Here is a 26,264-nt window from a genome sequence, read left to right as displayed (position 1 = left end):
CAGATAAATATGCCACCAGCAGCCAGATTAACAGATTTTCACGAATGTCCAATGGTAACTCCGGCACCTGTGCCTATACCACATGTTGGCGGGCCGATTACAGGGCCGGGCGAACCTACCGTATTGATTGGCAAATTACCAGCCGCCAGGGTAGGTGATATGCTGGTTTGTGTAGGTCCGCCTGATAGCATCATAAAAGGTTCGGCAACGGTAATGATCGGCGGAATGCCGGCAGCCAGAATGGGCGATCCAACCGCGCATGGCGGAACAATTATGCTCGGCGCATTTAACGTAATGATAGGCGGTTAATGAGATGACGAAAGAGACAAATAAAGCAGACCATCATTTTCTGGGGTCGGGATGGGCCTTTCCGGTTACTTTTTCGGTCGGGAACCACCAGCTGAACCTGAGTGCTTACGAAGAAAACATCAACGAATCGATTGATATCATCCTGCAAACCCGAAACGGCGAACGCTGTATGGAAGGTGGCTTTGGCGGTGGCCTGCAACAGTTTCTTTTTAAAAAAATGGACGAAACCCTGAAAGGGGAAATAAAGGAAGCCATTACTTATGCCTTAATGTACAACGAACCCCGCATTACGGTAACCGATGTAGATGTACAATTCAGGGATGTTAGGGGAGGTGTAGTAGAGATTTTGCTTACCTACATGTACAACCAGACCAATACCCGGCACAATTATGTTTTCCCGTTTTACATTAACGAGGGAACCAATTTAATTTAAAAAATGAAATTAGTTAACGCGAATAGCATATTAAATTCAGTTACTGAAGCCCTGCAACCGGGCGCTTCATTAATTGATGGACGGACGGAACAGGATTGGCTCCGCTTTCTGTCTGAATTTGCTACGCTGATTAATTTTTACGATCAGGACAATGCGGTACACGGAAACTGGGAACCTTTTATTTTAAAAGACCCTGTTTTTTTAATGGCCACTATCGCCGGCACCAATTTTACTAAATTATACAACCTTTACCTGCATACCTGCCATAAATTAGAACAACAAAATGATTTAGCTACTACTTTTAACCAGCTTTTCGATCAGGTAACCTTTATCTTCATCAAGATTCAAAACTGGATGCATTACATGCAACAGTCGGCAGCCAATTATCCACTTAAAACTTATGTAGCAGAACAGATCAGGGCTACCTTCGCCGATTCCCTACAGGCCATTATTGATTTGCGGCAAGAATTATTTGGCAGTGCCATGCTGGTGGGCTTAATTCCGACTAATCCCTCCGTTATCTGGAAATTAGATACTTACGAATACCGGATCTGGAGAGAAGGAGTATTTAAAGGCCCTTACTGGAAATTGATGGGTTTATTACCATTTCTAAAAGATAATGCGATAGCGGCCATTTTTAAGGCAGTAACCCATATTGGCGATGCGCTGTTTAATTTTTTACAGGTAATTGTTAAGCAGGCCAATATTGAGTACGATCGTTTGTCGAAGTTAAAAGGCAGTTTTCCTGATACCACTTTACTGCGCACCTTTATTCATCTTTTAAAGGTACAGCAAACCCAGCTTAACCAGATCAGCGATAAACACTTAAGGTTTTATTATCGCGATATTTTAAAACAAACCGAACGTAAAGCAACAACAGACCGGTCTTATTTAACGGCTAGTTTGGCCATCGAAACGGCTGTTGTTAATTTACCAAAAGGTACCTTGTTTGATGCCGGTACCGATGCACAAAAAAATCCCATAGTATTTGCCAGTACGGATGATGTAATTTTAAATCCGGCAGCGATCCCTTTGGCTTATACCTTATCAAGGGCACCAGCGCCAAACCAACTTTCATATCTTCAGTTACAAAAAATAGCTAATCCCGGTATGGTGCAAAAGGATACTGCAGGAGCAGTTTTATCATGGGATACTTTGGGCAATCATCAACCCAATCCGGGCATACAACAGGCACTGGGCATTGCATTTGCTTCGCCTATTTTATTGCTAAGAGAAGGTACAAGGCAGCTAAAACTATCTCTAACTTACACCGGAACACCAGATCTGAATATGCTGCGTAGCGCAAAATGTTACCTCAGTACATTAAAAGATTGGTTTGAGGTAAGTGCTGATTTTCAGTTGGATGAAACGGACCCTGCACAGCCCATTATCATTACGATTGTACTGCAAAGTACCGATCCGGCTATCGAACGTTTTCTGATCAATCCGGATGGTGTGGTAAGTGCCTGGCCAATGTTTAAGCTGGTGTTTAATCAGGTTACATCTGCAACCGTGGCACCACCCATATTGCAGAGCCTGAAAATAGAAGTGAACGTAACCGGCATGGAAACCTTTCAGCTTTATAACGATTACGGTGCGCTGAGTTCCAAGGTAGCTTTTCCGTTGTTTGGCCCAACACCGGCTTATGGCAGTAATTTTATTATCGGGAGTGATGAAATTTTTAGCAAGCCGGTTGGTTCCTTAAAAATAGCCTTAAACTGGTCTGCATTACCACCCGATTTTTCATATTATTATCAGGCTTATAACCTTTACCTCGGTAAAAAGCTCAATATAGCTGCAACAGCTAAGCCTTCGTTATGTGAAAAAATATTTGGAAAGAAACAAGCTGATCCGGTGCCATTTCCGGAACTAACCGAACCTTATAATAACAAATGTTTTGTAGTGGGTTTTCAGGTGCTGGAAGAAAAGAATTGGAAATTGGTGACGTTTAATACTTTGCCTCCGGCTAAAACACCAACTGATAATACGGTAACACCTGTTGCGGCCTCAACTACTGTTTCAGATCAGACGGCTGCAGAAGAGGCTACAAGCCTGCTTTTTGTGACGGATAATGGCGAAATGAATACTTTGAGTGAATATGCTTCTACCAGTATTCCACTTTCCGCCTGCAACCCTGACCTGCAAAACCAACCCATGAAATTTACAGAAACCAGTACCGGCGGTTTCATAAAAATGGACCTTAAAGGGCCAGATTATGGCTTTGGTCCGGCTGTGTACCCCAATGTAGTGTCGGCTGTTGCAATTTATAACTCACAAATTCTGTACAATAATGAAAATGTGGCCTTTGTTGCTGCTGCACAATTGCCTTTTACACCAAAATTAAAAAGCTTTAGCGCCACCTACACTGCTGGTGTTGAGTATGTATTTAACAGTGAAAACAAGGATGCCGCAACGATTGAGGATTACCCGTTTCAGGCTTTTTTATATACCCCTTTTGCCAGTTATGTGGTGTATGATAACCTGAATCAACCGCCAGTTCAAAAATATACCATAGGAGATGCCACAAACAATCAGTCAGGTATTCCCCTATATGCTTCATACAACTGCGATGGTTATTTATACCTCGCTGTTGATCATTTAATCCCGGCTAGTAGTTTTAACATTTATTTCGAATTGGCGCGGAAATATGTGATGGATAATCCTGTGGCAGCCGAGGTTAGCTATTATTATCTCGGTACTGAAGGCTGGGCACCACTTACAATACTCACCGACGGAACCGATAACCTCACTTCATCGGGTATTGTAACCTTAAATATACCGGCCAATATTACTTTAACAAGTGTGCTCATGCCTCCAAAATGTTATTGGATTGTTATTGTAGCCAACGATATTAGTCACGTAGCCGCCACCGTTTTATTAAGTACAAATGGCATCAGTGTACAGCGTTTAGATACTGCCCCAAACGATGCGGTTAACGTTCCTGCCATAGCGGCAAATACGATTAGCAAAACAAAAAGTCCCCTGCCGAAAATCAGTGCGGTGCAGCAGCCATTTCCTTCTTTTGGCGGTAAAGTGGCCGAAAATGCCATAACCATGAACTGGAGGGTGAGCAACCGGATTAAAACAAAAGACAGGGCCACATCCGCATCAGATTATATACGGCTGATTAAACAGGAATTTAACGACATTTATGACGCCGCGGTAATTTATGATCCGGTGTTAAAGTGTACCAATATTTATGTAGTACAGGCGGTGGATAGCTGGATGACACCTCATGCGTTTCTTCCAATGGTAAGTGTGAGTGAAGAAGAAAAATTGCAGCGCTACTTAAAGCAAAAAACATCAGCTTTTTCGGTGGTAAAAGTATCTAATCCCGATTTTCAGGCTATAACCGTTTATGCGGTAATTACTGTTCAGCAGGGATATGAGTTTTCGGCTGTCCAACAAACTTTAACCCATGCTTTGAATATTTACCTTTCCCCGTGGATTAAAAGTACCAGTGCGCAGGTAGAAATTTATCAGGAGATTACCGATGTACAGGTGGCTGCCTTTATTAAAACTTTGAGTGGTGTGGCTGCGGTAGAAAGTGTGGCTTTTAAAACCTGGATGTACCAGCCCGAACTTAACGCAACACCAGTAACTGCGAGTTTGCAAACCAGTGTTGGCCCGATTGAAAAATCGGCCTTGGTTATTTCTAACCTGGTTCATCAGATTAGCCTTAAATCTTTAGCGGTATGAGCGAGCAGAACTTTATCATCGATCAGCCCCTGCCACTCAATCAGGATTATGCTGCGCTTAAGGCTGAGGGGCTTGCCTACATCCAGTTACACAGCGGGCACGAATGGACCAACCTTAACAATGTTGATCCAGGGGTAACCATCCTCGAGCAGGTATGTTATGCCCTTACCGAACTGGGTTATTGCAACGATTTTCCGGTTGCGGATATTTTAACCGATTCCAATGGAAAGCTTGAAGTAAAGGATCAGTTTTACCTGCCCGAAGAAATTTTAACTACTTCACCAGTTACCATCACCGATTACCGTAAATGCCTTATTGATGGCGTAAGCGGGGTAACTAACGCTTTAATTGTTCCTGTTTCTGGCAGTAACTATGCTTATCAGGTTTATCTTCAGTTAAATACAGCAGTTGAAAAGGAAGAGTTATGCAATGCAGCCTTCATTTACCTCAATAAATGGAGAAATTTAGGCGAAATGTTTCTGCCACCGCTTTGTTTAATTGATGATTTTTATACTGTGGCAGGCAAAATAGAAATTGCTGACGAAACACAACTGAAAAAAATATTAGCTGAATTGCAGCAGCGTGTACAGCAGGCCATATTTCCAAAAGTGGTACCCCTGGGTTACGATTCGAAAGAAACGGATGACGTACCCACCGATGAGATTTTTAACGGACCTCTGTTGCAACACGGCTGGATTCCTGCTGCAGCACTTGGTGAAAAGAAAGACCGGCTGCAACTGATTGAATTGCAGCAACTGATCCTGAATGTGCCGGGTATAATTGCTGTGAGTGGCTTAAACTTCGATCAGCAACCTTTAACACAGGAAATCCATACCGTAAGTAATCATTTGTTAGGTATCAACTGGTCCACCTCATTAGATAATGGCCTGGAGATTTATTGTAAAGGCCGGAGATTATTTAGCGCAACAAATTTGCTCATGTTAGCTGTTAGTAGCAGCCCGCAAACGCCCGGTCCGGGTCCGGTTTTTGGAGCAATACCAAACCTGACGATTACGCTGCCTGGCGGACGTTTCAGGGATATCAATTCTTATTATTCGATTCAAAATACTTTTCCCGAAATTTATGCCGTAGGCGCAGATACTACGGTTGATAATGCCACTGATTTTCAGGTAGCTCAATCGAGACAGCTTAAGGGCTACTTAACACTTTTCGATCAGGTTTTGGCTAACCAGTTTTCGCAATTGGCCAATGTAGGTACCCTGTTTTCCTTTAAAAATGCCCAAAGCGGAACACCTTCCGATCAGGCATTTTTTTATAATACAAAGAATCGTTTGGAAGAAATTCCGTCCGAATATCCGGTGCCTTATCTTGTTTTTTCGCCAACTTATTTTTATCAGTCGCTTTATTCGGTGCCACACATCAGGCCACTGCTAAAAGATAATGAGCTCTATAATTTTAGCATTGCTGCAGAAAGTGAGCAGGAAATGGAATACTCGAGCTGGTTGGCCTATCAGAAAGATCCCTACAACCCTTACATTAAAGGCTTAATGGATATGGTGGAAGATGACGCCACTAATCTGCTAAGAAGGAACAACATGTTGGATCATTTGCTGGCCCGACATGGCGAATCACCGCTGTTGATCAATACCATCATCAGTGGTTCTTATTACGCCGGAGAAAGTTTAAAAGATCAGGTGATTTTTAAAAGTCTCTACCTGCAAAACTTAGGATTACTTACTTATTTCAGGGTAAAGGCCTACAATTACACCAGCGCTAAAAAAGTAGCTGATCATTTTACTGATGTTCCTAAAGATTTTAATATCCGGGTGATGGACGGTTATACGAATGATTTTATCTTTAACTCTGCCGCGACTGATCGGATGGAAGCACTCGATACCATCGATTTTGTGCATTATTCTGCCATAGAGCTGAAATTAAGCCTTCTTTTTGGCTTAAAGCCGCTTTATTGCGGTTTTATGGAAAATCATTTCTATGAAACTGCATCAGCAATGGCATTAAAGCTGGCCATGTGGATGATTTTGGAACGTAAAGGCTTGCTGCTAATCGAAACCGGATTGCTTTCACCCTATGTTTCTGTTCCCGCAGACATGGAGCAGGTAATTTTGATCTTTCCGTCATTTATTCCACAAATGAATTCCGAAGCATTTCAGGAGCGCTTAAGCCTGTTTTTAGCGGAAACAATGCCTGTTCATGTTTCTTACCGTTGCCTGCTTTTAAATACTAGCTTACTGGAAATATTGATTATCGCTTATGCCGATTGGCACAATGGCCTGATTTATCCTGCAAATCCTTTAAATAAAAGTATAGCTGCCAATGCCGCTAGCCTGATGAAAGTAATTAACTTAATTTATACCCAAGCAGATGCCTCAGAATAGCCATAACCTGATTTCGAGGCTTACATGGGATACCGTGTTTGATAACAAAGCACAGGGGGTAGTGCTCGAGGAGCGGTTAAGCAATTGGAGCGGTTTTCACCTGCAGCAAGAAATGGCAGCTGTTTTAGATAAATTTTGCCCGCCAGGACAAACCTGGAAAATCCAGTCGCTCGAACTTGATTTAGGCGTAATCAATTTCGATCAGTTAGAAACCGAACTTCCCGTTAAAATTCGACAGCAGCTGAATGAAAAACTGGTAGAAATGATTCTTTATGCACATCAGCGGGGCAAGCAAATCGAAATTCTGGATGAAAAAAGATCACATGTACAGCTAATCCGGTATTTTTTATGGAATGGTGCGCTGCCATGGAACTACCAGGCTGCCGATGGTTCTGTAAACCAGATTTTGGCCCTGCAGCTGCAACAGAACAGGGAAGAACTGGTGGATATGTTAAAAGAATCGGGCTTTAGTTCGGAGCAGGTAAGGCGGCGGATGGCCTGGCAGCTTAATGAACCAAATATGATCAAAATCATCGAGGCTATAGAGCCCAATGTTGGTGGGCAAATCATTTTGTTTTCGAACGAACTGACTAAAATTCAGCAGAAAAAAACCGTGGTTCAGGCTGCAAGTACTACAGATTTTAAGAAAAATGTATGGTTTTGGGTGCTTAATTACCTCTTAACCGAACGCGGAACGGTATTTAACCGGATCCAGTTTATGAAAAGCAGCATTGTGCAAATGGCTGCGCATTATAACATGCAGTACGATCAGCTGTTCGAACTGATAGAATTGGCCGTGGCAAAGCTAACCAGGAGTTTAAGCCTGCAACCTGATTTTATCCTTACCCTGCAACTCCTGTCGAAAGAAAACAAGACAAGGCAAAATAATAAGGCCAGACAGGTAATTGAAGATACCAATCATTGGTACTTATTAGAGACCCTTTTTCATGATCAAAACTTTAGGCATACTGCCGGAAAATCCGCAATATTTAATGATCTCGTTAGCGCTTTAGCCAAAGAAGATGCTGTGCGTTTTAGAACACTCATCAGTTCTTTCGGGCGTAAAAGTGATTTTTGGTTGCCTTTAATCAACGATTTATCCAGTCACAGCTTAAAAGTCGTTTTTACGGCTTTCAAATATAGTAAACCAGTAATTTTAACGGAAAGCATCATTTTCTTAAACCGGTTAATGGGCAGCACAAAGCAGCAAACCGAACGCAACCAGTTATGGTATGAAGGTTTAATGTTTATCCTCCGTCAGGAGAATGCATCCTTTACGGAAACGGCCTTTCTTCAGGTTTTGATTGCGGTTTTGGCAAAGAATAAACAGCTGTCTGCCATGGTCCTGTTAGATCAGTTATTGGTTGCAGAAGTGCCCGCTACGTTAAAAACATTGCGCCACACCTCGCTTTACCACCTATTAACAGCTGTTTTTAAGTTAGAAATTTCGAGGATGCCGGTGCTGCAATTTAAAAAACATCTCGAACAGCTTATCGCCCTATGCCACTTACAGGTAAAGGCAGGTATTAAAGACCGGAAAAGCTTCGAAACCTTAAAAAATATACTTGATAATTATGCTAGGCTTTATCCAAAAGCCCTTAAAGAAGCCCTGATGGCAACACCTGATGCAGAAAGTTTAATCCCGATGCTTCCGTTATCAATAAGTGGTAAAAACTTATCCGAATTCGGGCTACCCCAAAGAGTAAGCTGGACTACTTTGCAGGAAATGCCCCAGGTGAATCAATCTGAACCCAACGAAATCTGGTTGGCTGAAATGCACCGGGAACCTAAAAAATTACTTGAATTTGTAAAAAAGGAGATTATAACCGATCACCAGTGGCTTTGGCTTCAAAAAGCAGTTGGTTTTGATGAATTACTGGTTATCATGGGCCGTTTACACCCCAACCGCCAAGCTATATTTGTTGTTTTAGGTCGGTTTTACCGCGTATTGGGCACCATTTCATTTAGCGGTATAACTGGCAGTGAAATGCAGTTTATCCTGTTCAAAAAAGTAACCAGAGCCTGGATTTCGGGCAACTGGAAGTTAATTGCTGTTGAAAACATCTGGAACGAACTGATCTGGGAGTTGTGCGGTAAGAGAGCGATTCCCAAAGCAGTATTTATAAGCCATATGGATGCGCATAAACCCGCACTACTACCACTATTGCAATTGGCGCTTGAATCGCTGATTGCTCAGGACTGTTCTACTACTGAGCCCAATATTGAAAATACTAAAATAAAACCTGTAAAACTCGTTAAACCCATTATGATGAAAGAAAAAGCCGATAATTTAAAAGGAGGAATAAGTGTCAGAAATGCCGGGTTGGTGATCATTAACAGTTACATCGCCATACTTTTTGGGCGACTAGGCCTTACACATGACCGTAAATTTATTAATGAAGAAAGCCAGCTACAGGCTGCGCATTACCTGCAATACATCGTAACCGGACAAGAACATACGGAAGAATCGTTTTTGCCGCTCAATAAAATCTTGTGCGGCATACCGTTGGCACAACCGGTAATTGAGGGGATCAGCATTTCAGCAGAAAACAAACAACTCATAGAAGGACTAATAAAAGCTGTAATTGGCTATTGGCCAGCCATTGGCAACTCTTCAGTAGATGGTTTTAGAGGCAATTGGTTGGTAAGGGATGGACTGCTTACCGACAGAGAGGAGCGCTGGGAGCTAACGGTAGATAAACGGCCATACGATCTTTTAATTCACAGGTCTCCGTTTTCATTCTCAATTATCAAATATCCATGGATGGACAAACCTCTTCAAGTAAACTGGCCTTATTAATATGAAAAGAATAAACGCAGATTACCCGGTTTACCATCTGGATAGTAGCTAATGCTTTTGAACCTACATTAAACATTAAATCAATTTAACGAACTAAGATAGAAATTATGAATTCTTACAATGAAAACCTACATTCAGCTATCGTAAACTCTTTGCAGAGTCTGGATATTGAAGAACAAGACCTTAATTCGCAGGTAAATGCTGCGATGTTTACCCTTTACCATGCAGAGGGTGCCACCATTGCTGCAGAACAGAACCTCGCTGCAGCAACAGGTGCATACAAATCTAAAACGGCCACACAAAACCAGGCCATTAAGGATAATAACGTTCTGGTAAATCTTTTAGGTACGGCTACACAGGCCAATCAGTTTGTTAAACAATCTACAACTAATATCGCGGTGTCTGCATCCAATGTGCAGATTGCAACCAATGCAATTGTTCGCCTGGCTGGCGATATGGGCAGTATCTACAGCATTTTAAATGCCGCAGATTTTGACAGCAGTATTTATATGCTGGCAAAAGAGGCCAGTAAGTTAATAAATGAAACGGCTTATGATGCAGAAGTAACTTCTCAAACGGCCATGGAAGCTTCTACACTTACTGCTGAAGTTTCTGCATCGACTGTGCTCGATATGGCCAAAGCCACTAACGGCCTGATGAGCTCGGTGCTGAAAATTACAACCGCCGATTTTAATACAGCAACCCAGAATATTGTAACAGATAGCAATGCAATGGCTGCTGTACGGTCGACCGAAAAAATGGATGAAGGTGCATTAGAAATGATCAATATTTCTTACAATGCTACTAAATCTGCCTACGCGCTTACCAACAAGGAATTAAACCTGAACCTGAACGTAGAAACCAGTACTGATAACCCGCTTAGTTTTACGGTAAATTTTGACCTGATTGAAAGTCCGTTTCCAAGTGATAAGACGGATGAAAACCCGATGTACCCGGTAGAAAAGTATTACATCATGGTGGTTAAAGATGCCCAAAAACAAACTTTTTCCATTTCCAACGCAGAAAATATCCTGTTATTGGGCAATAGCGAAATCATCACTGTAGATCCGGTAAGCACTTCACCTGTAAGCCAAACGGTTGATGTATATTATAACATTAAGGACGGGGATAAACCACCTGTAACTGATTCAGACAATAAGCCAATTGAGCTGGGCGAAAATTATGTGGTATTTGTAATGGCTATTTTTACGGACGATTACAAAAGAAAAACCAATTGTTACGACGATTATTTGTCGGCACCATCTCAGGTATTTACCCTAACTACCGCACTACAGCCTGTAACTGGCAAAACGATTAAGGTTGTGGCTTACGACGATAAAAAACTGACCGATAACGAACGTCGCCTTGCATTAGCGGTTAAGAACGACCAGCTTAAAAACTCAATTGGTAATGCTGATGATCATGCTACTGTTGATTTTACACATGTAATGACTTTCGAAATGGATGAAAACCCAAATCGGAAAGTAGAATACCGTTGTATGTTTTTACCGGCCAGTGCAAATGCTTCCGATCGCCTGCTCACCGTCGAATCGCTTAACTTTTTGGTTAAAAGTGAGCTTCCGTTACTGGAAGATATTACCATTGCACTCGATCCGGTAATTGCCGGTTTGGAAGAAGAGAATTATACCAACGAACTTAAAATTGGCTTATTAGAAACCGAACTGAACGAGCTGAATGAACAATTTACGGCTACTGCTAAAAAAGATGCGCCTGTTAGCGATGAGGATGCAGAAAAACAAAAATTGTTGGCTACAAACCAAAAAACACTTACTGCGCAGTTAAAGGAGCTGCAAAAAAGCCATGATGCCAATGTGAAACAATTCCATACACTAACGGCACAGAAAGATAAAATGACACAGTCTATAGCGGAAGAAACAGTTGCCAAACCGGGCTTCCTGTTTAACTTGCCTATAGCCGAACAGGTGTATGCAGACAGTTATATCGTAGCAAGAAAAGATAAGGATAAAACAACGGCTAATACAGCGGCATGGATTACTTTTATTGGCCCTGATGCCACTGATAATTTTGGTAACAGGTTAATTGAGGGCGACCAATACTTGCCTGTAGTGCTTTCTTATTCAACAGCAGCGGCAGAAAATGAAAGCGATTTTGTAAATGCCCTGTCTGAAATGGATAAAACAGAATATTTCAAGTATTAACGGATCATTAAATTATTAACATCATGAAAACGCCAACATCAGCAAAAAATATAACTGCCCCAATTCTCGAACGCTATAGGAAATACGGGGTTACCGAGCGTAAAAAAAACGAACTCGATGCTTTAAACATTCAGATATTAGATGCGCAGGGCAATGTAGCACAATATCAGTCTATTGTTAATGCATTAACCACAAAATCTAATGATTTACAAGGCTTTTTAGCTACTGCCACCAACAATAAAACACAGGCCTATAACAACAAAATCCTGATTGATCAGCTGGTGCAAAGTGCTGCCGACCTCGAAAGCAACTCTAAAATTGCTTTTAACGAAATGATTGAGGCCAATGTACAGACCAAATTTCTGACAGCAAAAATAAATACGGTAATTGGAAAACTGATTTACAGTGCAGAAGTAATTAATAAACTGGCGAACCTGATTGTAAGGAAAAAGGCGCTAAATCCATTAATTTCCGATGAACTGGTGAGCATGATTACTACTGCAGGCGCAGATGCCAACAATGCAGTGGCCTTAACCCTGGTGGCTTTACAAAGTGCCTTTGTGGCGCAGGCTACCGAAATGGAAGCCGAAACAACAATAGGGTTAGAGTACACGCAGTCTGTAGGCTTTACCGGGCTGCTTACCGGATATGCTAACGCTGATGGGCCAGCTTCTCTTCAGCAACTTTTTTATCAGGCTTATGCCGATGCCAAAAAGAATCATACTTTAGCAGAAAAAGCTAATTTTACCACTGCTAAACAATTAAATATGGCAAAAGCGACCCTCAATACGGCACAGGTTAAACTTAAATCGCTTCAATCTGGTTTGGCGGCAGCCAATGCGGCAGCTTTAGCTTCTTAATTTATTAAATTTAAATGCTGATCCACCGTTTCTTCTATACTGAAACGGTGGATTATATATCCGTTAATCCGATATGGAAAATGTGTACAGGAATTTTTACCAGAATTTTTATAGGCGTAGCAGCGGCTTTATACCTGTAGCGCCATTGGGCCAGGCTGTTTTACCAGGCGATTTTTTCCAGATCAGAAATGGGCAAATGATCGTACTTGGAAACATTTTTCGCAATAAGGTTATCGAACTCCAGGATATAGAAATTGGCTATAATAATAAGCTAAATCCTACAGGTTGGAGCTCTAGCGATGGCGTAACCAAACCCTACTCAGGTCGTGGGAGCGGTCGTGCCCCTTTAGCTGGTGAATTTGAGTTCAGTAAACAGATTCTTGCTTTTGCTGAAAAAGGCAGTTTCATTTTCAAGGCCAATGAGCCTGAATCGACCCGGATGCTCAACTGGAATGATATCCAGCAAGCCTTAATTATCAGGCTCACACAAACTTATTATTCGTTCAGGGAAGTTTATGTGGTTACCGAAGTTGCCACAACCACCGATTGGACACTGGCTGTTTCAGGTGGGAATTTAGCCGAACTCGAAATTGCAACAGACGAAGAAAATTTCGGTTTGGTTGATCTCTTTGGTCATCATTCTTCAAAGACCATTCAATCTAAAGATATTGAGTTTTATCACCGCGAAGAAAGACGGAAACCCTCTTTTTATAAAGCTAAAAAACTGGTAGTAAGAGAAGAAAAGGTCGAAACTTTAGTTTCAGATCTTATTGCCCAATGGCGTGGATACAACGAATGGGCATTGGGCTTTTACGAATACGATTTTCATTACGATCATCACTATGTTAATGATCAGGGTGCCTATTCACAGGGTAATATACTCGATCTCCTTGCTCCAAACGAACTGAACCCGAATACCGCACTGCTTTATTTTAAATGGGCCGATGCAAACCTCGATGATGTAGAAAAATTATTTAACCAATATGGAGAATAACATTGCTTTAACGGTACTTAGACAAGAACTTGATTGGTTAGAAGCGGTTATTGCCCAATGTATGGCCACTTATTTTTTGCAAGAGGGGCACGAAAAAGACTGGACAGATATTCCTTTGCCCGATCTTTCACATAGTGATAGCCCTTATGCCGATATGGTTGAAAAATGGAACCTGGATATTTACGCAAGATTAGCCATTGCACTTAGCATGGCACCACACCTGCGCCCCGAAATACTGGATGTTTTTTTTACCAAAAATCAAATGCACGACCGGGGTTTTACCGAATTTGGAGGATTAACCACTAAAGATTATAATGGTTTTTTACCTACTGGCGAAACCCTTTGTTTTTTAGTTACGGTAAAGCATCCGGAAATGCGCTATCAGCTCATGGAGCTGCTCGGAAAAGAAAATACTCTTTATAAGGAAGATGTGCTCATCCTTGCCGAAACAGAAAGTCATTTGCCGTGGTTAAGCGGGCAGCTGAGTTTAAGCAGAAGCTGGTTTAATTATTTCCTCACCGGAAAGAAACTGATGGCTGAAAACAGTGCTTCGTTTCCCGCTCAAAAAATCAGTACGGCAATGGAGTGGGAAGATGTAGTACTCGATCATTTGGTGCTTACACAGATTAATGAAATTACTGCCTGGTTAGCACATGGCCATACCCTGATGGAGGATTGGGGATTAGCCAAAAAACTGAAACCAGGTTACAGGGCATTATTTTATGGTCCTCCTGGTACTGGTAAAACCTTAATGGCTACTTTAATCGGTAAAACAACCGGGCGTGAAGTATATAAAATCGATCTGTCCATGATCGTTTCCAAATATATCGGAGAAACTGAAAAGAACCTATCGAAAATATTTGATGTGGCGCAGCATCAGAATTGGATCCTGTTTTTTGATGAAGCTGATGCCCTGTTCGGAAAGCGTACCCAGGCCGATTCGGCTAACGACAGGCATGCCAACCAGCAAACGGCTTATCTTTTACAACGGATTGAAGATTTTCCTGGTGTGGTAATCCTGGCCACCAACCTCAAGGCCAATATGGATGAGGCTTTTTCGCGTAGGTTCCAATCTGCTATTCACTTTACCATGCCGTCTGTTCATGAACGTTACCAACTTTGGCAGAAAGCTTTTTCAGGTGTTTGCAAGCTTGAGGAAAGTATCAACCTGGAAGCCATTGCTGAAGAATATCAAATGGCAGGTGGAGCAATTATTAATGTATTGCGCTATTGTGCCTTATCGGCCATTAGTAGAAACGATACCGTGGTAAACCAGCAAGAGCTGCTGGCGGGGATTATAAGGGAATTTAAAAAAGAAAACAAAACCGTCTTCATTACTAACTAAGCCCAAAGATGAATACCTATAAGCATAAGGCTCACGAACGTACAAATGAAGCTGTTGACCGCAATCTACCTAAACAAAACAGCAAGGAAGTAGCTTTTAAGCTCGATGATAAACGGCCTCAGGCAATTGCACAACGGAAATTGCAAATTGGAGCTGATGACTATGTTCAGCAGCAGGCGCATCCTGTTCAGAAAAAAGGAACGGGTACCGGATTGCCCGATAACCTGAAAAACGGTATAGAAAATCTTTCCGGTTTATCGATGGACGATGTAAATGTACACTACAATTCAAATCAGCCGGCACAACTACAGGCCCACGCTTATGCGCAGGGAACGGATATTCACATTGCGGCGGGGCAGGAAAAACATTTACCTCACGAAGCCTGGCACGTAGTACAGCAAAAACAGGGAAAGGTAAAACCTACTTTACAACTAAAAGGTACCGTAAATGTAAATGATGACAAGGGATTGGAAGATGAGGCCGATATAATGGGAGCGAAGGCAATGAGCACAGCCCATCAAATTGAAAATCACCCGGTTCAGTTAGCTAAAAATATTGCAGGAGTTCATCAATCTTCATTTGAAGGTATTGTGCAACGGAATTTAAGAATAAAAAGCAGTGCACACGGAGATAAAGTAGATGGAAGTATGCAAGCGGTTAGAAATGAGGTGATTGATGTAATTGCAAGAAACAGCAATAGCGAAGTTCTTGATGATATTGCCAAATTACAAACTTCTATTGCCTCCAGAAAAGCAGAACAGGCTACATTTAAGGATAAAACTGATCCTGAGTATATAAAGCATGCTGCCAGAATTACAAATGAAGAAGCAGAATTAGCGAGTTTGCAGGTTGCCAGGGCCCAGCAGTTGGCAAATAAGCCTAAAGCTAATCCAAAGCCTAAACCAGATGCTGATGGCTGGACAACGGTTAAATAAATTTATAACACCATATTACCGCTTTTCGATAGCCTTAAAAAACTTAACCACCACCTCGTCGGCTTCTGTTGGGTAAACATGACCACCTGGATGAATGTATAAAACAACAGGATTTCCACTTTTTGAAGGATAATATGTGGCATATTCCCCATATGGTTTTCCTTGCGGATCGCAACTGTTTAACTTCAATATCATATTGTACATCAGCTTTTGCCATTCAGGTTTTACTAAAGGGTCTTGTTCGCCCATAATGTGCATGGCCGGTTTTGGTTTAAGCTGGCCAGCCGCTTTTCTGCTCACTGCCGATGAAGGCGCAAAAGCTGCAAATACATCAGCCCGGGTAGCCCAAAGCAGGTAGGTAAATCCACCTCCATTCGAATGCCCGGTAGCATAAATGCGTTTATCGTCTATTTTATAATCTGCCTGAAATGTTTTCAGCATTTGATCAAAGAAATTCAGGTCACGGTTATTCATATCGCCGTTTTCCTTTTGCCATCCGGGTAATTTACCCTGTGGATCGGTAAGCTGCCCGGGTGTATTTAATCCCTGCGGGTATACAATAATGGCTTCGGGCCATAGCTTTTCAAAACGATGGCTTTGGTAAGCATTTTCCATTGTTCCTCCATGACCATGAAAAACAAAAATAAGCGGACTTGCTTTTGTTTTTGCGGTGGCCGGAATATATGCCATGGCCTCCCGTTGTGTGTCTCCGACAGTCCATTGCATGCGTTTAATTTCAGACGGGGACTGGGCGAGTACTGTTAAAACCGGTATATAAATGAATATAAAGAGTAGGAAAAAGAATTTAAATACCGTGGAACTATTTTTTTTGATCATAGCCATATTGACCTGAATTACCTGACAGGGTTTAATCGTTATTCGTCCTAAAGTTTTTTTATAGGTGAAATACCTTATGTTTTATGGGATAAACTGTATCTGTTGTAACAGGTAAGCTTTGCCAAATTTCTGTGGATCGTGTGTTACCGTGGCTTTAATGGCCTTCCATTTCGGAAGCTGCCCTTTTTGCCAGTTGGCCCGCACTTCTAAAGCATTTTGATAAATTTCTTCGAGCTGACTTTGAACAGTGCTGTTTGCATAAGTTAACTGAAGCTTATCAGGAATAAAATAATAATCATTTCCGGTTTTGCTCAGCCTGATCACCGGGCCACCTGGAACATAGGAGGTGATGAGTTGAATATCAAAAGATTCGGTTCCCTTATATTGTTCCTTACTCACAATTTTGGTGAAAATAAAAGAGTAGGAGGAAGCATCCTGCGGCGGATTATCATCATGATGAAACTTCGCCTTAACGTGGTATGTATAACCGATCTCTCTTTGATCAAAACCTGTAATCGATGCTCCTGCGAGTTCTTTTTCTGGTAATTTTAGCAATAGGTCTTTATCAGAACCATACCGGTGATCGACAAGAAGCTCCACTTCCTGTCCGTTTTTAAGATTAAATGGACCATAAACTTCTTCTTTTTTGCAGGAAAAGAAACTGATGGCTAAAAAAAGTACGATTAGTTTTTTCATGGTTTTAAGCGTTTCAATTTATTAGTAAAACGACATTAAACCAACTAATGCTACAGGTTATCATATTTGTTTTAAGTCTTCCGGATTAATCTGGATACCATATTCTCCGTTTCCTATTTTTTCTGAAAGATTTTTCAGTGTGGCAATTTTTTTCTCCATAGTTAATGTTTCCTGTTTTACCTGTTCTTCTAAACGGATCCTGTCTTCAAAATCTCTTATGGTGCGCCTGTAAAAATAAACGGTGCTGGCCAGCGAAACCAGAAAAGCAATGATGATCGAAACCAATGAGATTGTGCCATACAGGTTAAGGGTTGATAATCGGGTGGAAAGTAATATTTCTTCCCGGCTTTCCATCCTGGTAATAATAGTTCTGGCTCTGTCCATATACGATTTTCCCATTAGAAGTATGTCCTGACTAATGGTTCCACCTGAGCGTTTCTGGCTGATGGTGTTCTCCAAAAGATCGTATTTGGAGTCTATCATTTCTTTTAACCCTTTAAACTCGTTTTGCTGTGCACCGTTATCTTTAGTGAGGTATTTAACGGTATCAAATGCTGCGCGGGTCACATTTTCTGCGCCGTTGTAAGGTTCCAGAAATTTTTCGTTTCCTGTAAGTAAGTATCCACGCTGACCGGTTTCTGCATCTTTCATTGATGAAATAATCAGTTCGAGTTTTCCACGTACCGTATTGGTATGGTCTACCCATCTTTCACTATTATAGAACTTTTCTACCGAAAAATAAGATAGGGCGGAAGTAGCAATCGTAAAAATTATCGAAAGGATAAATCCCGCTATGGGGCGGTTAAAAAAAGAAGTTTTCATTAAGGATAGTTTTTGGCGAATTTAGGGCTTTTATCATTTTTAAATCCATTAGCATAAAAAAAACGTATTTATTCGTTTTTTTATAGCCCGGATATTTATTCTCATAGTTCTCAATAAAATAGGAAAGGTTACCATCTTGGATGATAACCTTTTTTTGACCTGGCAACTAACCAAAGCAGCAGATCATGTTTTAAATAAGTAGGTGTGCAGTATAAACCAGCTAACTTCTACTTTGTTTTATAAAAAAAAAATTATTTTTTTAACGGAGCAAGATATTTGGTTGATAACCCTTGTTCTTTGGCATATTTAAGCAGTTCATTGGCACTTTCCATGCTCCTGTCGCTCGATAAAATATCTGCACCGTTTTCAACCAGATTCGAATAAACGCTATCTCCATTAGCTTTAGCACTTTTATCAAGGTTGCCCATGGTACCCAATATACACCAGATGCCTTTACTGTGCAGGTAATCGTACACCGTTTTTTCTGGTGCAGAAGTGCCCACAAATGCTACAATGCGGTTGTTGGGAATTCCCATTTGATTAAGTCTTTCCAGGTCTGCAATGGTTCTGATTGAAGCAGATATCATCAGATCAGGGGCTAGGCGGTACACTTCGGCCGCTTGTGTGGCACTATAGGTAATGATGATGCTATAAGCTTCAGCTTTATTCCGTCTTACCGTTTCGATCATTTTTTTGTAGGGAACGCCTCTTTTTACATCTAAAGTAAAGATGACCTTATCCTTTCCCCATTTTAAAACCTCATCAAGGGTTGGGATATGGAAAGCCGTAACTGTACCCGCATTATCTTTAAGAAGAACATTTTTTAATTCGGCTAATGTTTTCTCTCCAATTGGACCTGTACCGTTTGATGTTCGCTCCAAACGGTCATCGTGCATCATCACCAATGCCGAATCTTTGGTTAAGGCTGCATCACATTCAATAATGGTGGGGTGAAACTTTACACTGTTGGCAAAGGTTTCGATGGCATTTTCAGGAAAGCCGGCAACCGGACCGCCACGGTGACAGCTAATGAGCGGATAACGCGACGGCGTCCATTGCATAAATTTTTGAAACTCCCCCAGGGTTTTAAATTTTAGTGCGTATTGCTGACTATATACCGAACTAAAACTCAGTAAGGCAACAAAGGCTAATAATAATCTTTTCATCGTCGTTATTTTAAAATAGGTTTTAATACTTCTAACTTTCCATCAATTGGCTCCTGATAACTTAAGCCAAGAATATTTGCAACCAATGGATATACATTTACATTTTCAAAAGAAGGAATTTTTACCTGTTTTTTAAAGGCAGGTCCCCAGGCTAAAAAGGTAGCATGCATATCTTTTACTACCGAAGGATCGAAACCATGATGACCAATACCCGGTTTGCGGCTAGAGAATACTTTTGGCCATTCGGGCACCAACAAAATATCACCAATCCGGTTCATACGATCGTCTGTTGCACTGTAATGGAAATGCTCGGGCATATTGCTTTTCAGGTACACCTTATAATCTTTTTCATTGCTTTTTAATTGATCATATAGTGGCTGTATATCTGCTTTATTTTTAGCGTGAACATCCATCAATGTGCCCGATGCGGCGATGATGTATTTAGCAGTATCAATCTCCTTTGGTGTAGCAATCGGATGCTCGCGGTCTACAGCAGTCATTCCATGATCAGAAACAAATACATAGTTTACAGGAAGATGAAGCGGTTCTATGGCTTTCGTTAATTCGTAAATCACAGAATCGACCATTTTAACGGCTTTCTCTGTCTCCGGGGCATCCGGACCAAAGCTATGTCCGGCATGATCAGGCTCCGATAGGTAAAAAGTAATCAGGTGGGGTCTTTTTTCTTCTGGTAAACTTAACCAGTTTTTAACAATGCTGATTCTTTTATCAACCGTAATCTGTTCGGTATAATCGTAATAATAAGTGGGGCGCAGGCCTTTTATTTCGGCTTCAGATCCTACCCAGAACATACTTGCAGCAATCATGTGCTGCTGTTCGGCAAGTACCCATAATGGAGTGCCACCATACCATTTTCCATCTCTTACTTTTGCTTTTGCACCCATCGAGTATCTTTCACCTGCTTTCTCATCTAAAAAGCTATTATTTACCAGGCCATGGTGCGAAGGGTACATCCCGGTTACTAAAGTATAGTGATTAGGAAAGGTAACCGAAGGATAACTTGGAATCATAGATGCGGCTTGTACACCATTTTGGCTCAGTTCGAGCAAGTGACTTGCTTTGTAACGCGCTGCATAATCGTAACGGAAACCATCTGCTGAAATCAAAATGACATAAGGTTTTTTGATCTGAGCCGCATCGTTTTTTCGTCCCTGTGCAACATGTTGAATGGTATCTGTTTGCGCGTTTACCTGACTTTCTACACATAAAAATAAAGCGGTAACCAAAAAACAGAAGCTATAATTGATTTTTTTCATTTTGTATTTATTTATAAATTTCATTGAGGATCCCGGCTAAACGGATACCTGCCTGTGCAAGGCGTTTTTTAACGATATCGGCATGTGCAGGGTAATAACTATAATCAAATTCAGGGTTTTTAGCTGCTTCTGCATAAAGTTGTTTGCTGATTTCGTACGATTCGAAAGCCCATTTTGCCACATCATCTTTTTCCCATGTTTTTGCTTCATTTTTTTCTGCTACATCACAATCTGCAGCCAGTTCACGGTAGCTCAAACCAGCATAATCAATCAATCCACTGTCCCAAAGGCCATGAAGATTACTTTCTTTACGCATTAGTTTTACCTTGATGCCATTACCGCCCGAATCTTCTGAATGGCCGGTATGCATGGGCTGGTGGATGTCGCCAACCAGGTGAACCAGGAATTTTAGCGCAAAAATATGTTCTTCTTTCGTTTTTGAAGCATCTTTTAAGTCACTTATACATTGCAAAAGCGCTTTATAAATATTTGGTTTTTCCATTGATTTCAGTTGAGCATTGAAATCGTCATAATTTAAACCTTCAGGCAGGTTTACGTAGTGCCAGGGTGCGGTATAGGCATATTGCGAATAAGACCTCACTTCATCAGGGTAGGTACTCACCATTGCAAGGCTCTCGCTGCCTAAAATATCCTGAACTGCTTTTTTTGCTTTTTTGCTCAGGTGGTTTTCAGCAATCTTACCAATGGCCCGGTGACCGATTACACCCCAGGAGATTAATGCAAAACTGATGGTTACCAGTAGAGTTGGGAATAGTAGTTTTTTTAACATCGCATAAAATAATATAGGCTGTATCATAAATAAATTTGTCATCCTGAGCCCGTCGAAGGACCTACTTAAACATATTTAAAGCATTTCGACAGGCTCAATGTGACAGATTCGAATAGCAATAACTTATGATACAGCCTTGATTTAAAATAGAATTAATTAAAAAGGTAACGGAAACCGAACTGCATCTCGTAAGTAGAAGCATAACCCACTACATCTTTGTTGCCATTTACGATAGGAAAATTCCTGTCCGTTTGGATTCTGAAGGTTGGTTTAGTTGTTCCACCTGGTGTTAAGGCAGCTACGTTTGTAGGTACAAGAATAGAGGTTGTGCCAAAATTGGTCTGCATGCCCCAGTTTTTGTTCAACAGGTTTCCAAAGTTCTTGATATCGATACTGAACTGAATGGTATTACGTTTGCCACCTACATTGGTGAAAATATCCTGTAAGAATTTAAAATCCCACTGACCATTAAATGGTGTGATAACCGCATTACGCTCCGCATATTGTCCTTTTCTGCCACGCAGGTATTTATCCTGATCAATGTAACGGAAAAACAGATCGCTTTGCTGTTTTGGTGTGTAAGTTACCATGTCAGCACCCGTTCCAACAGTTAAAGCCACAAAGTTAATTTCTGAAGCATCTTTTGGTACATAAATTAAGTCGCCATTTACACCATCTCTGTTAATATCAGTAGAGTAAGTATAAGAGGTACGTCCGTTTGATCCGTCATAAACCAGGGTGAACTGTGTGCCCAGGTGTTTGATAAATTCTTTACGGTAATAGATAGAAGCAATAATACGGTCAGGAGATACAAAACCTGAATAACCTAAAGTTGGGTTGTTTGCGCCGTTTACACTGCTTGTGGCCTGCCATGCAGAAAGGGTTTGATCGCCGCTACCTTCGTATAAACTTTTTGCCGAACTTCTGATGTACGAAACTGTAGCACCAAAACCATTATCAAAACGTTTACTCAATGTACCTGTAAGGGAATAATAATATCCTTTATTCGCATTTCCAAGCACAATTACGTTAAATGCATCAGGCTGTCTGGCACCGTTTCCAGAGATTACTGTACCATTTGGAACAGCTTGTCCGTTTAAAATCGGATTGATAAATTTATCAGTTGCCGCATTTGGATAAATCAGCCTGTTATCAGGATATCCGGCAACATTTAATGGTTTAGGATCAACCAGGTTTGCATTACGGAAAAGAATGGTTCTGATGTCTCTGTTAAAAATTCCTTCAACAGAACCAACAATGCCATACGGAAGTTTCACATCAACAGCTAAGCTGGTTTTAAACGCAGCTGGCATTTTTAAGTTTTTGTCCATTACCGTAATCGGGTTCGGCAATACCGTTCCAGCAACTGGCACCGTTGTTGGGCGGTAGGCGCCAATATTGGGGTTAAACGGGCCAGGAGTATTGTTCTGTCCTGAATAAGTTTCAGTGATTTGCAGCATTCCGGCATCTCCGGCCTGGGCAACAATCCATACATTCGGAATACGGCCCACAAATAAACCTGCACCACCTCTTACCTGTAACGATCGGTCGCCTGTAACGTCCCAGTTAAACCCAATACGTGGCGAAAGCGATATTCTTGATTTTGGCAGGTTTCCTGTATTTAAACGTTCACCATCATGAAAGGTCAATGCCGATACCAACGGGTGTTCTTTGAGGATTTTAGGATAGGTTCCCAATTCCGCACGGATACCACCAGTAACCCTTAAACGTTCTGTAACCGAAATTTCATCCTGCACATAACCCGAAAACTGCCAGAATTTGTAAGTAGGGAAGGCCTGTTCGTAATTTGGTGACAGTGAATAGGTTTGGGCAAACTCAATCGGCTTGGCGCCGTTTTTAAAGTCATCCCAGGAGTTAAAAGTATAATAACTGGTTCCGAAACGTTGGAAACCATTTTTAGTGATGCTATAATCGCCCTGTAAACCTGCAGTAATATTATGTTTGCCTACCGCCCAGGTAACGTAATCGTTTAACGAATATACCTGTACATCTCTTAAGTTTCCGTAAGTGAAAGGCTCATAACCAAATGTGGTAAATGGTGTAGGTGCCGAATTCCCATCTGCTTTTAAGATATCAACTAAAGGAAAAACCTGACTATCTGAACTTCTTGGATCGTTCTGGTTGGTGTACGATAAACGTAAGGTATTGGCAAAACGGTTAAATACTTTACTGTTCAACTCAGCAGTAATCGAATATAAATTACTTTCCTGGTAGTAGTTTGAGTTTTTAAAGGCCAATGCGGTATTACCCGTTCTCGATCCTCCACCCGGAAATGCACCCAGTGGACTTCTGGAGGTACTTACAAACGATGGTGATTTGGTTTTAACATAACTACCACGAATGTTGAAGTGGTTATTCTGGTTAATGTTCCAGTCTAATCTTCCCAATAAATTTGTTCTTTCTGTTTCAGAAGGATAACCCTGGTAAATCCCCGGATCGTATCCGTAAGTTGTTTTTAAATAATTGCTGATCTCATCTAATTCGGTAACCGTTGGGCGTACCACGTTAGGGATACCTGAACCATAAGGTGCTTCGGGAGTTGCAGCTAAACGTGTTTGACCAGGCCTTACTTCATTTTCCCTTTCGGCGTTTAAGAAGAAGAACAATTTATTTTTAATGATCGGTCCACCAATTCTGGCGCCAAAAGTTTTATAGGTTTGGTCTGTTGGGTCGGCCAGTTCGGGGTAGTTGCTTACTTTCTTACCGATCTGGTTCTGGTTTCTGAAATAGGTATAAGCTGAACCCGAAAATTCGTTTGTACCAGAACGGGTCACCGCATTAATAGAGGCGCCAATAAAACCCGTTTGTTTTACATCATAAGGGGTAACGTTTACTGATATTTCTTCCAATGCATCAATAGAAACCGGGTTTCCATTTCCGGGAAGGTTGTTCCCGATGCCGAAGTTGTTGTTAAAATCGGCACCATCTACCGTAACATTATTCTGGCGTGAGTTGCCTCCGCCAATGGCTGCACCATTAGCTTGTGGGGCCATTCTGGTCAGGTCGCTTAAACTTCTGCTCAAAGTTGGAAGCGCATTGATCTCTTTTTTGCCTAAGCTAGTTGATGTACCGGTTCTGCTCGCATTAAGAGCCGAATTTTTAGCAGCTCCTTTGATGTTTACTTCACTCAGATCTTTTCCTCCTGAAGCCATATTCAGGTTTAAGATGTAAGTATCGCCCAATGGAAGAGTAATATTATCAATGGTTTTCGGGTCCATTCCCACATAAGTAACCACTACTTTGTAAGGTCCACCAGGGCGCATATTAGAGATAGTAAAGCGCCCCTCATCATTGGTGCTCACCACGTAACTGGTACCTGAAGGTAAGTGTGTGGCTTTAATCGTCACTCCGGGAAGAGTGGTTTTCGAATCTTTTATTGTTCCGGATAAATTACCCGTTGTGACCTGCGCGTGCAGGGAAATCACAGCAAACAATAAGGACAAAATGGTAAAGATTTTTTTCATGTTTGGTCTTATCTGTTAATGAATTAGTTGTGGCAAATTTCATTTTGCCAGATAAAGCCGACATTAAGAAAAAGTTAAAGTAGGTTAAGAAAATAGTATTATCGGTGTTACGGCAGGCCCTATTGTAAAGAGAATATTTACAGGGAGATAATTTCAGTGCTTATTTGGGTAACATAAAGGTTATGATGTTGTGTAACTGCTTGTTATATTGTGTTATAGCAACGGTTATCGGGGTTTTGGAGGTGAAAATGAATATTTCTGCCTGATATTAAACAAACGTTTGCGTACACTCATTCATACAGAAAATAGCATGATATGTTTAATCCTACAGTAGGTAACGCTATAACCAAAAGTTAAGTAAATGTAAAGTTACAGCCAGCGTCTGCTTATTGGAAAAAGAGCTGTACAAGGTCTGTTATTAAAGCAGATTACACCATCTTAAAAGTGGCAAAGGCTATTTGCAAAAGCGAAATTCCTGATTTTTACGGTGATTTTTTACTTTGCATATAAGATTGAAATAAGAACCACCTATTTATTTGATAACGGCTTTATTTCAAGTGTTCTTATTCTACTTAGGGTTTCGCTTCGCATACCCAGGTAACTCGCCAGGTGGCGTAATGGAATTCTGTCAACCGCTATAGATTTAGTACTGGCAAACCGTTTGTAACGACTGGCTGCATTAGTGATTCTGGCCAAAATAGACCGCTCGGATGCTGCATAATATTGTAAGGCCAATATCTTTCTTCCAATCACATTGGCTTCCGGATAGAGCGAGTAAACCGAATCAATAAGGGCGAAGGGAATACAGATCAGTTCTGTGTCTTCCAGCGCCTGGAGGTACTCAACAGAGTGATGGGAAGTATGATCAGGATGATGAATGGCTCCAATGGTTTCATTTTCAAAACTGAACCTCGTGGTAATATCTTTATCATTATCCTTAATAAATCCCCTTACCAAACCGCTTGTTACAAAATAAAGCGAAGCGTTATGATCAATGGGAGAGAGGATAAATTTATTCTTTTTTACCTGTAATTGTCTGCAATGCAACACGTGGTCGGCAATGAACCCTTTAGATAATGGATGAAACTGCTCAAAGTATTTTATAAGGGGGAGTATATTGTTATATGCTGAAAATTGAGACATTCGTAATGAGAATTTAGGATGGTTTATCCCGCATATACGAAGTATTCCTAAAAGGGGTTTTCGATTTTTTTAAAAAAAATAAAAAAATCTTATCCATTAACTATTCCTTATGCCAACATTCCCAATGTTAGGGTTA

At 41.1% G+C, this 26,264-nt stretch carries 18 protein-coding genes; 10 read left to right on the top strand and 8 right to left on the bottom strand.

From position 1 onward, the window contains the following. Positions 1-9: 9 nt before the first annotated feature. The 10 genes from U859_RS0128945 to U859_RS31765 all read left to right on the top strand — a co-directional run bounded on the left by U859_RS0128945 (position 10) and on the right by U859_RS31765 (position 15,912). Positions 10-309 (top strand): PAAR domain-containing protein, encoded by a 300-nt coding sequence (locus U859_RS0128945; RefSeq protein ID WP_025146703.1) that lies wholly within the window; start codon positions 10-12, stop codon positions 307-309. A 4-nt stretch (positions 310-313) separates the two neighbouring features. After that, complete coding sequence (locus tag U859_RS0128940) at positions 314-742, top strand: GPW/gp25 family protein (RefSeq protein ID WP_025146702.1); 429 nt, start codon at positions 314-316, stop codon at positions 740-742. A gap of 3 nt (positions 743-745) precedes the next feature. Then, on the top strand, positions 746-4,441 hold the full coding sequence (locus U859_RS0128935) for a hypothetical protein (protein ID WP_025146701.1): 3,696 nt from the start codon (positions 746-748) through the stop codon (positions 4,439-4,441). Beyond that, positions 4,438-6,798, top strand: coding sequence for a hypothetical protein (locus U859_RS0128930; RefSeq protein ID WP_025146700.1), 2,361 nt, complete (start codon positions 4,438-4,440; stop codon positions 6,796-6,798). Before U859_RS0128935 ends, U859_RS0128930 begins: the two co-directional genes overlap by 4 nt. After that, entirely contained in the window at positions 6,785-9,598 is a 2,814-nt protein-coding gene (locus tag U859_RS0128925) for a contractile injection system tape measure protein (RefSeq protein ID WP_025146699.1), read from the top strand. Before U859_RS0128930 ends, U859_RS0128925 begins: the two co-directional genes overlap by 14 nt. 107 nt (positions 9,599-9,705) lie before the next feature. Further along, positions 9,706-11,778: a hypothetical protein gene (locus U859_RS0128920; RefSeq protein ID WP_025146698.1), complete on the top strand. Its 2,073-nt coding sequence runs from the start codon at positions 9,706-9,708 to the stop codon at positions 11,776-11,778. Positions 11,779-11,801: 23 nt separating this feature from the next. Beyond that, a complete protein-coding gene (locus U859_RS0128915; RefSeq protein WP_025146697.1) occupies positions 11,802-12,638 on the top strand; it encodes a hypothetical protein in 837 nt (278 codons plus the stop codon). 73 nt (positions 12,639-12,711) lie between these two features. Beyond that, on the top strand, positions 12,712-13,632 hold the full coding sequence (locus tag U859_RS0128910; protein WP_025146696.1) for a hypothetical protein: 921 nt from the start codon (positions 12,712-12,714) through the stop codon (positions 13,630-13,632). Next, positions 13,622-14,977 (top strand): ATP-binding protein, encoded by a 1,356-nt coding sequence (locus tag U859_RS0128905; protein ID WP_025146695.1) that lies wholly within the window; start codon positions 13,622-13,624, stop codon positions 14,975-14,977. The genes U859_RS0128910 and U859_RS0128905 overlap by 11 nt, the downstream gene beginning before the upstream one ends. Positions 14,978-14,985: 8 nt before the next feature. Beyond that, positions 14,986-15,912 (top strand): DUF4157 domain-containing protein, encoded by a 927-nt coding sequence (locus U859_RS31765; RefSeq protein WP_025146694.1) that lies wholly within the window; start codon positions 14,986-14,988, stop codon positions 15,910-15,912. Between the two features lie 15 nt (positions 15,913-15,927). Here the strand turns inward: U859_RS31765 and U859_RS0128895 are convergent, their stop codons facing one another. The 8 genes from U859_RS0128895 to U859_RS0128855 all read right to left on the bottom strand — a co-directional run bounded on the left by U859_RS0128895 (position 15,928) and on the right by U859_RS0128855 (position 26,128). Beyond that, the gene (locus U859_RS0128895; protein WP_025146693.1) at positions 15,928-16,638 is read right to left on the bottom strand and encodes an alpha/beta hydrolase family esterase; all 711 of its coding nucleotides are present in this window, start codon (positions 16,636-16,638) and stop codon (positions 15,928-15,930) included. Between the two features lie 192 nt (positions 16,639-16,830). Beyond that, on the bottom strand, positions 16,831-17,445 hold the full coding sequence (locus tag U859_RS0128890) for a hypothetical protein (RefSeq protein ID WP_025146692.1): 615 nt from the start codon (positions 17,443-17,445) through the stop codon (positions 16,831-16,833). Between the two features lie 60 nt (positions 17,446-17,505). Further along, positions 17,506-18,267, bottom strand: a complete 762-nt coding sequence (locus U859_RS0128885; protein WP_025146691.1) for a CHASE3 domain-containing protein — start codon at positions 18,265-18,267, stop codon at positions 17,506-17,508. Between the two features lie 251 nt (positions 18,268-18,518). After that, complete coding sequence (locus U859_RS0128875) at positions 18,519-19,433, bottom strand: glycerophosphodiester phosphodiesterase family protein (protein WP_025146689.1); 915 nt, start codon at positions 19,431-19,433, stop codon at positions 18,519-18,521. Positions 19,434-19,438: 5 nt separating this feature from the next. After that, positions 19,439-20,710: an ectonucleotide pyrophosphatase/phosphodiesterase gene (locus tag U859_RS0128870; protein ID WP_025146688.1), complete on the bottom strand. Its 1,272-nt coding sequence runs from the start codon at positions 20,708-20,710 to the stop codon at positions 19,439-19,441. 7 nt (positions 20,711-20,717) lie between these two features. Then, the gene (locus U859_RS0128865) at positions 20,718-21,527 is read right to left on the bottom strand and encodes a S1/P1 nuclease (protein ID WP_162800084.1); all 810 of its coding nucleotides are present in this window, start codon (positions 21,525-21,527) and stop codon (positions 20,718-20,720) included. Positions 21,528-21,652: 125 nt separating this feature from the next. Further along, positions 21,653-24,985, bottom strand: coding sequence for a TonB-dependent receptor (locus U859_RS0128860; RefSeq protein ID WP_025146686.1), 3,333 nt, complete (start codon positions 24,983-24,985; stop codon positions 21,653-21,655). 528 nt (positions 24,986-25,513) lie between these two features. After that, positions 25,514-26,128 (bottom strand): Crp/Fnr family transcriptional regulator, encoded by a 615-nt coding sequence (locus tag U859_RS0128855; protein ID WP_025146685.1) that lies wholly within the window; start codon positions 26,126-26,128, stop codon positions 25,514-25,516. Between the last annotated feature and the right edge of the window lie 136 nt (positions 26,129-26,264).

It is taken from the genome of Pedobacter jeongneungensis, from assembly GCF_000633455.1.
In the GTDB taxonomy this organism is placed as follows: Bacteria; Bacteroidota; Bacteroidia; order Sphingobacteriales; family Sphingobacteriaceae; genus Pedobacter; species Pedobacter jeongneungensis_A.
This window is presented reverse-complemented; position numbering and strand designations above follow the sequence as displayed.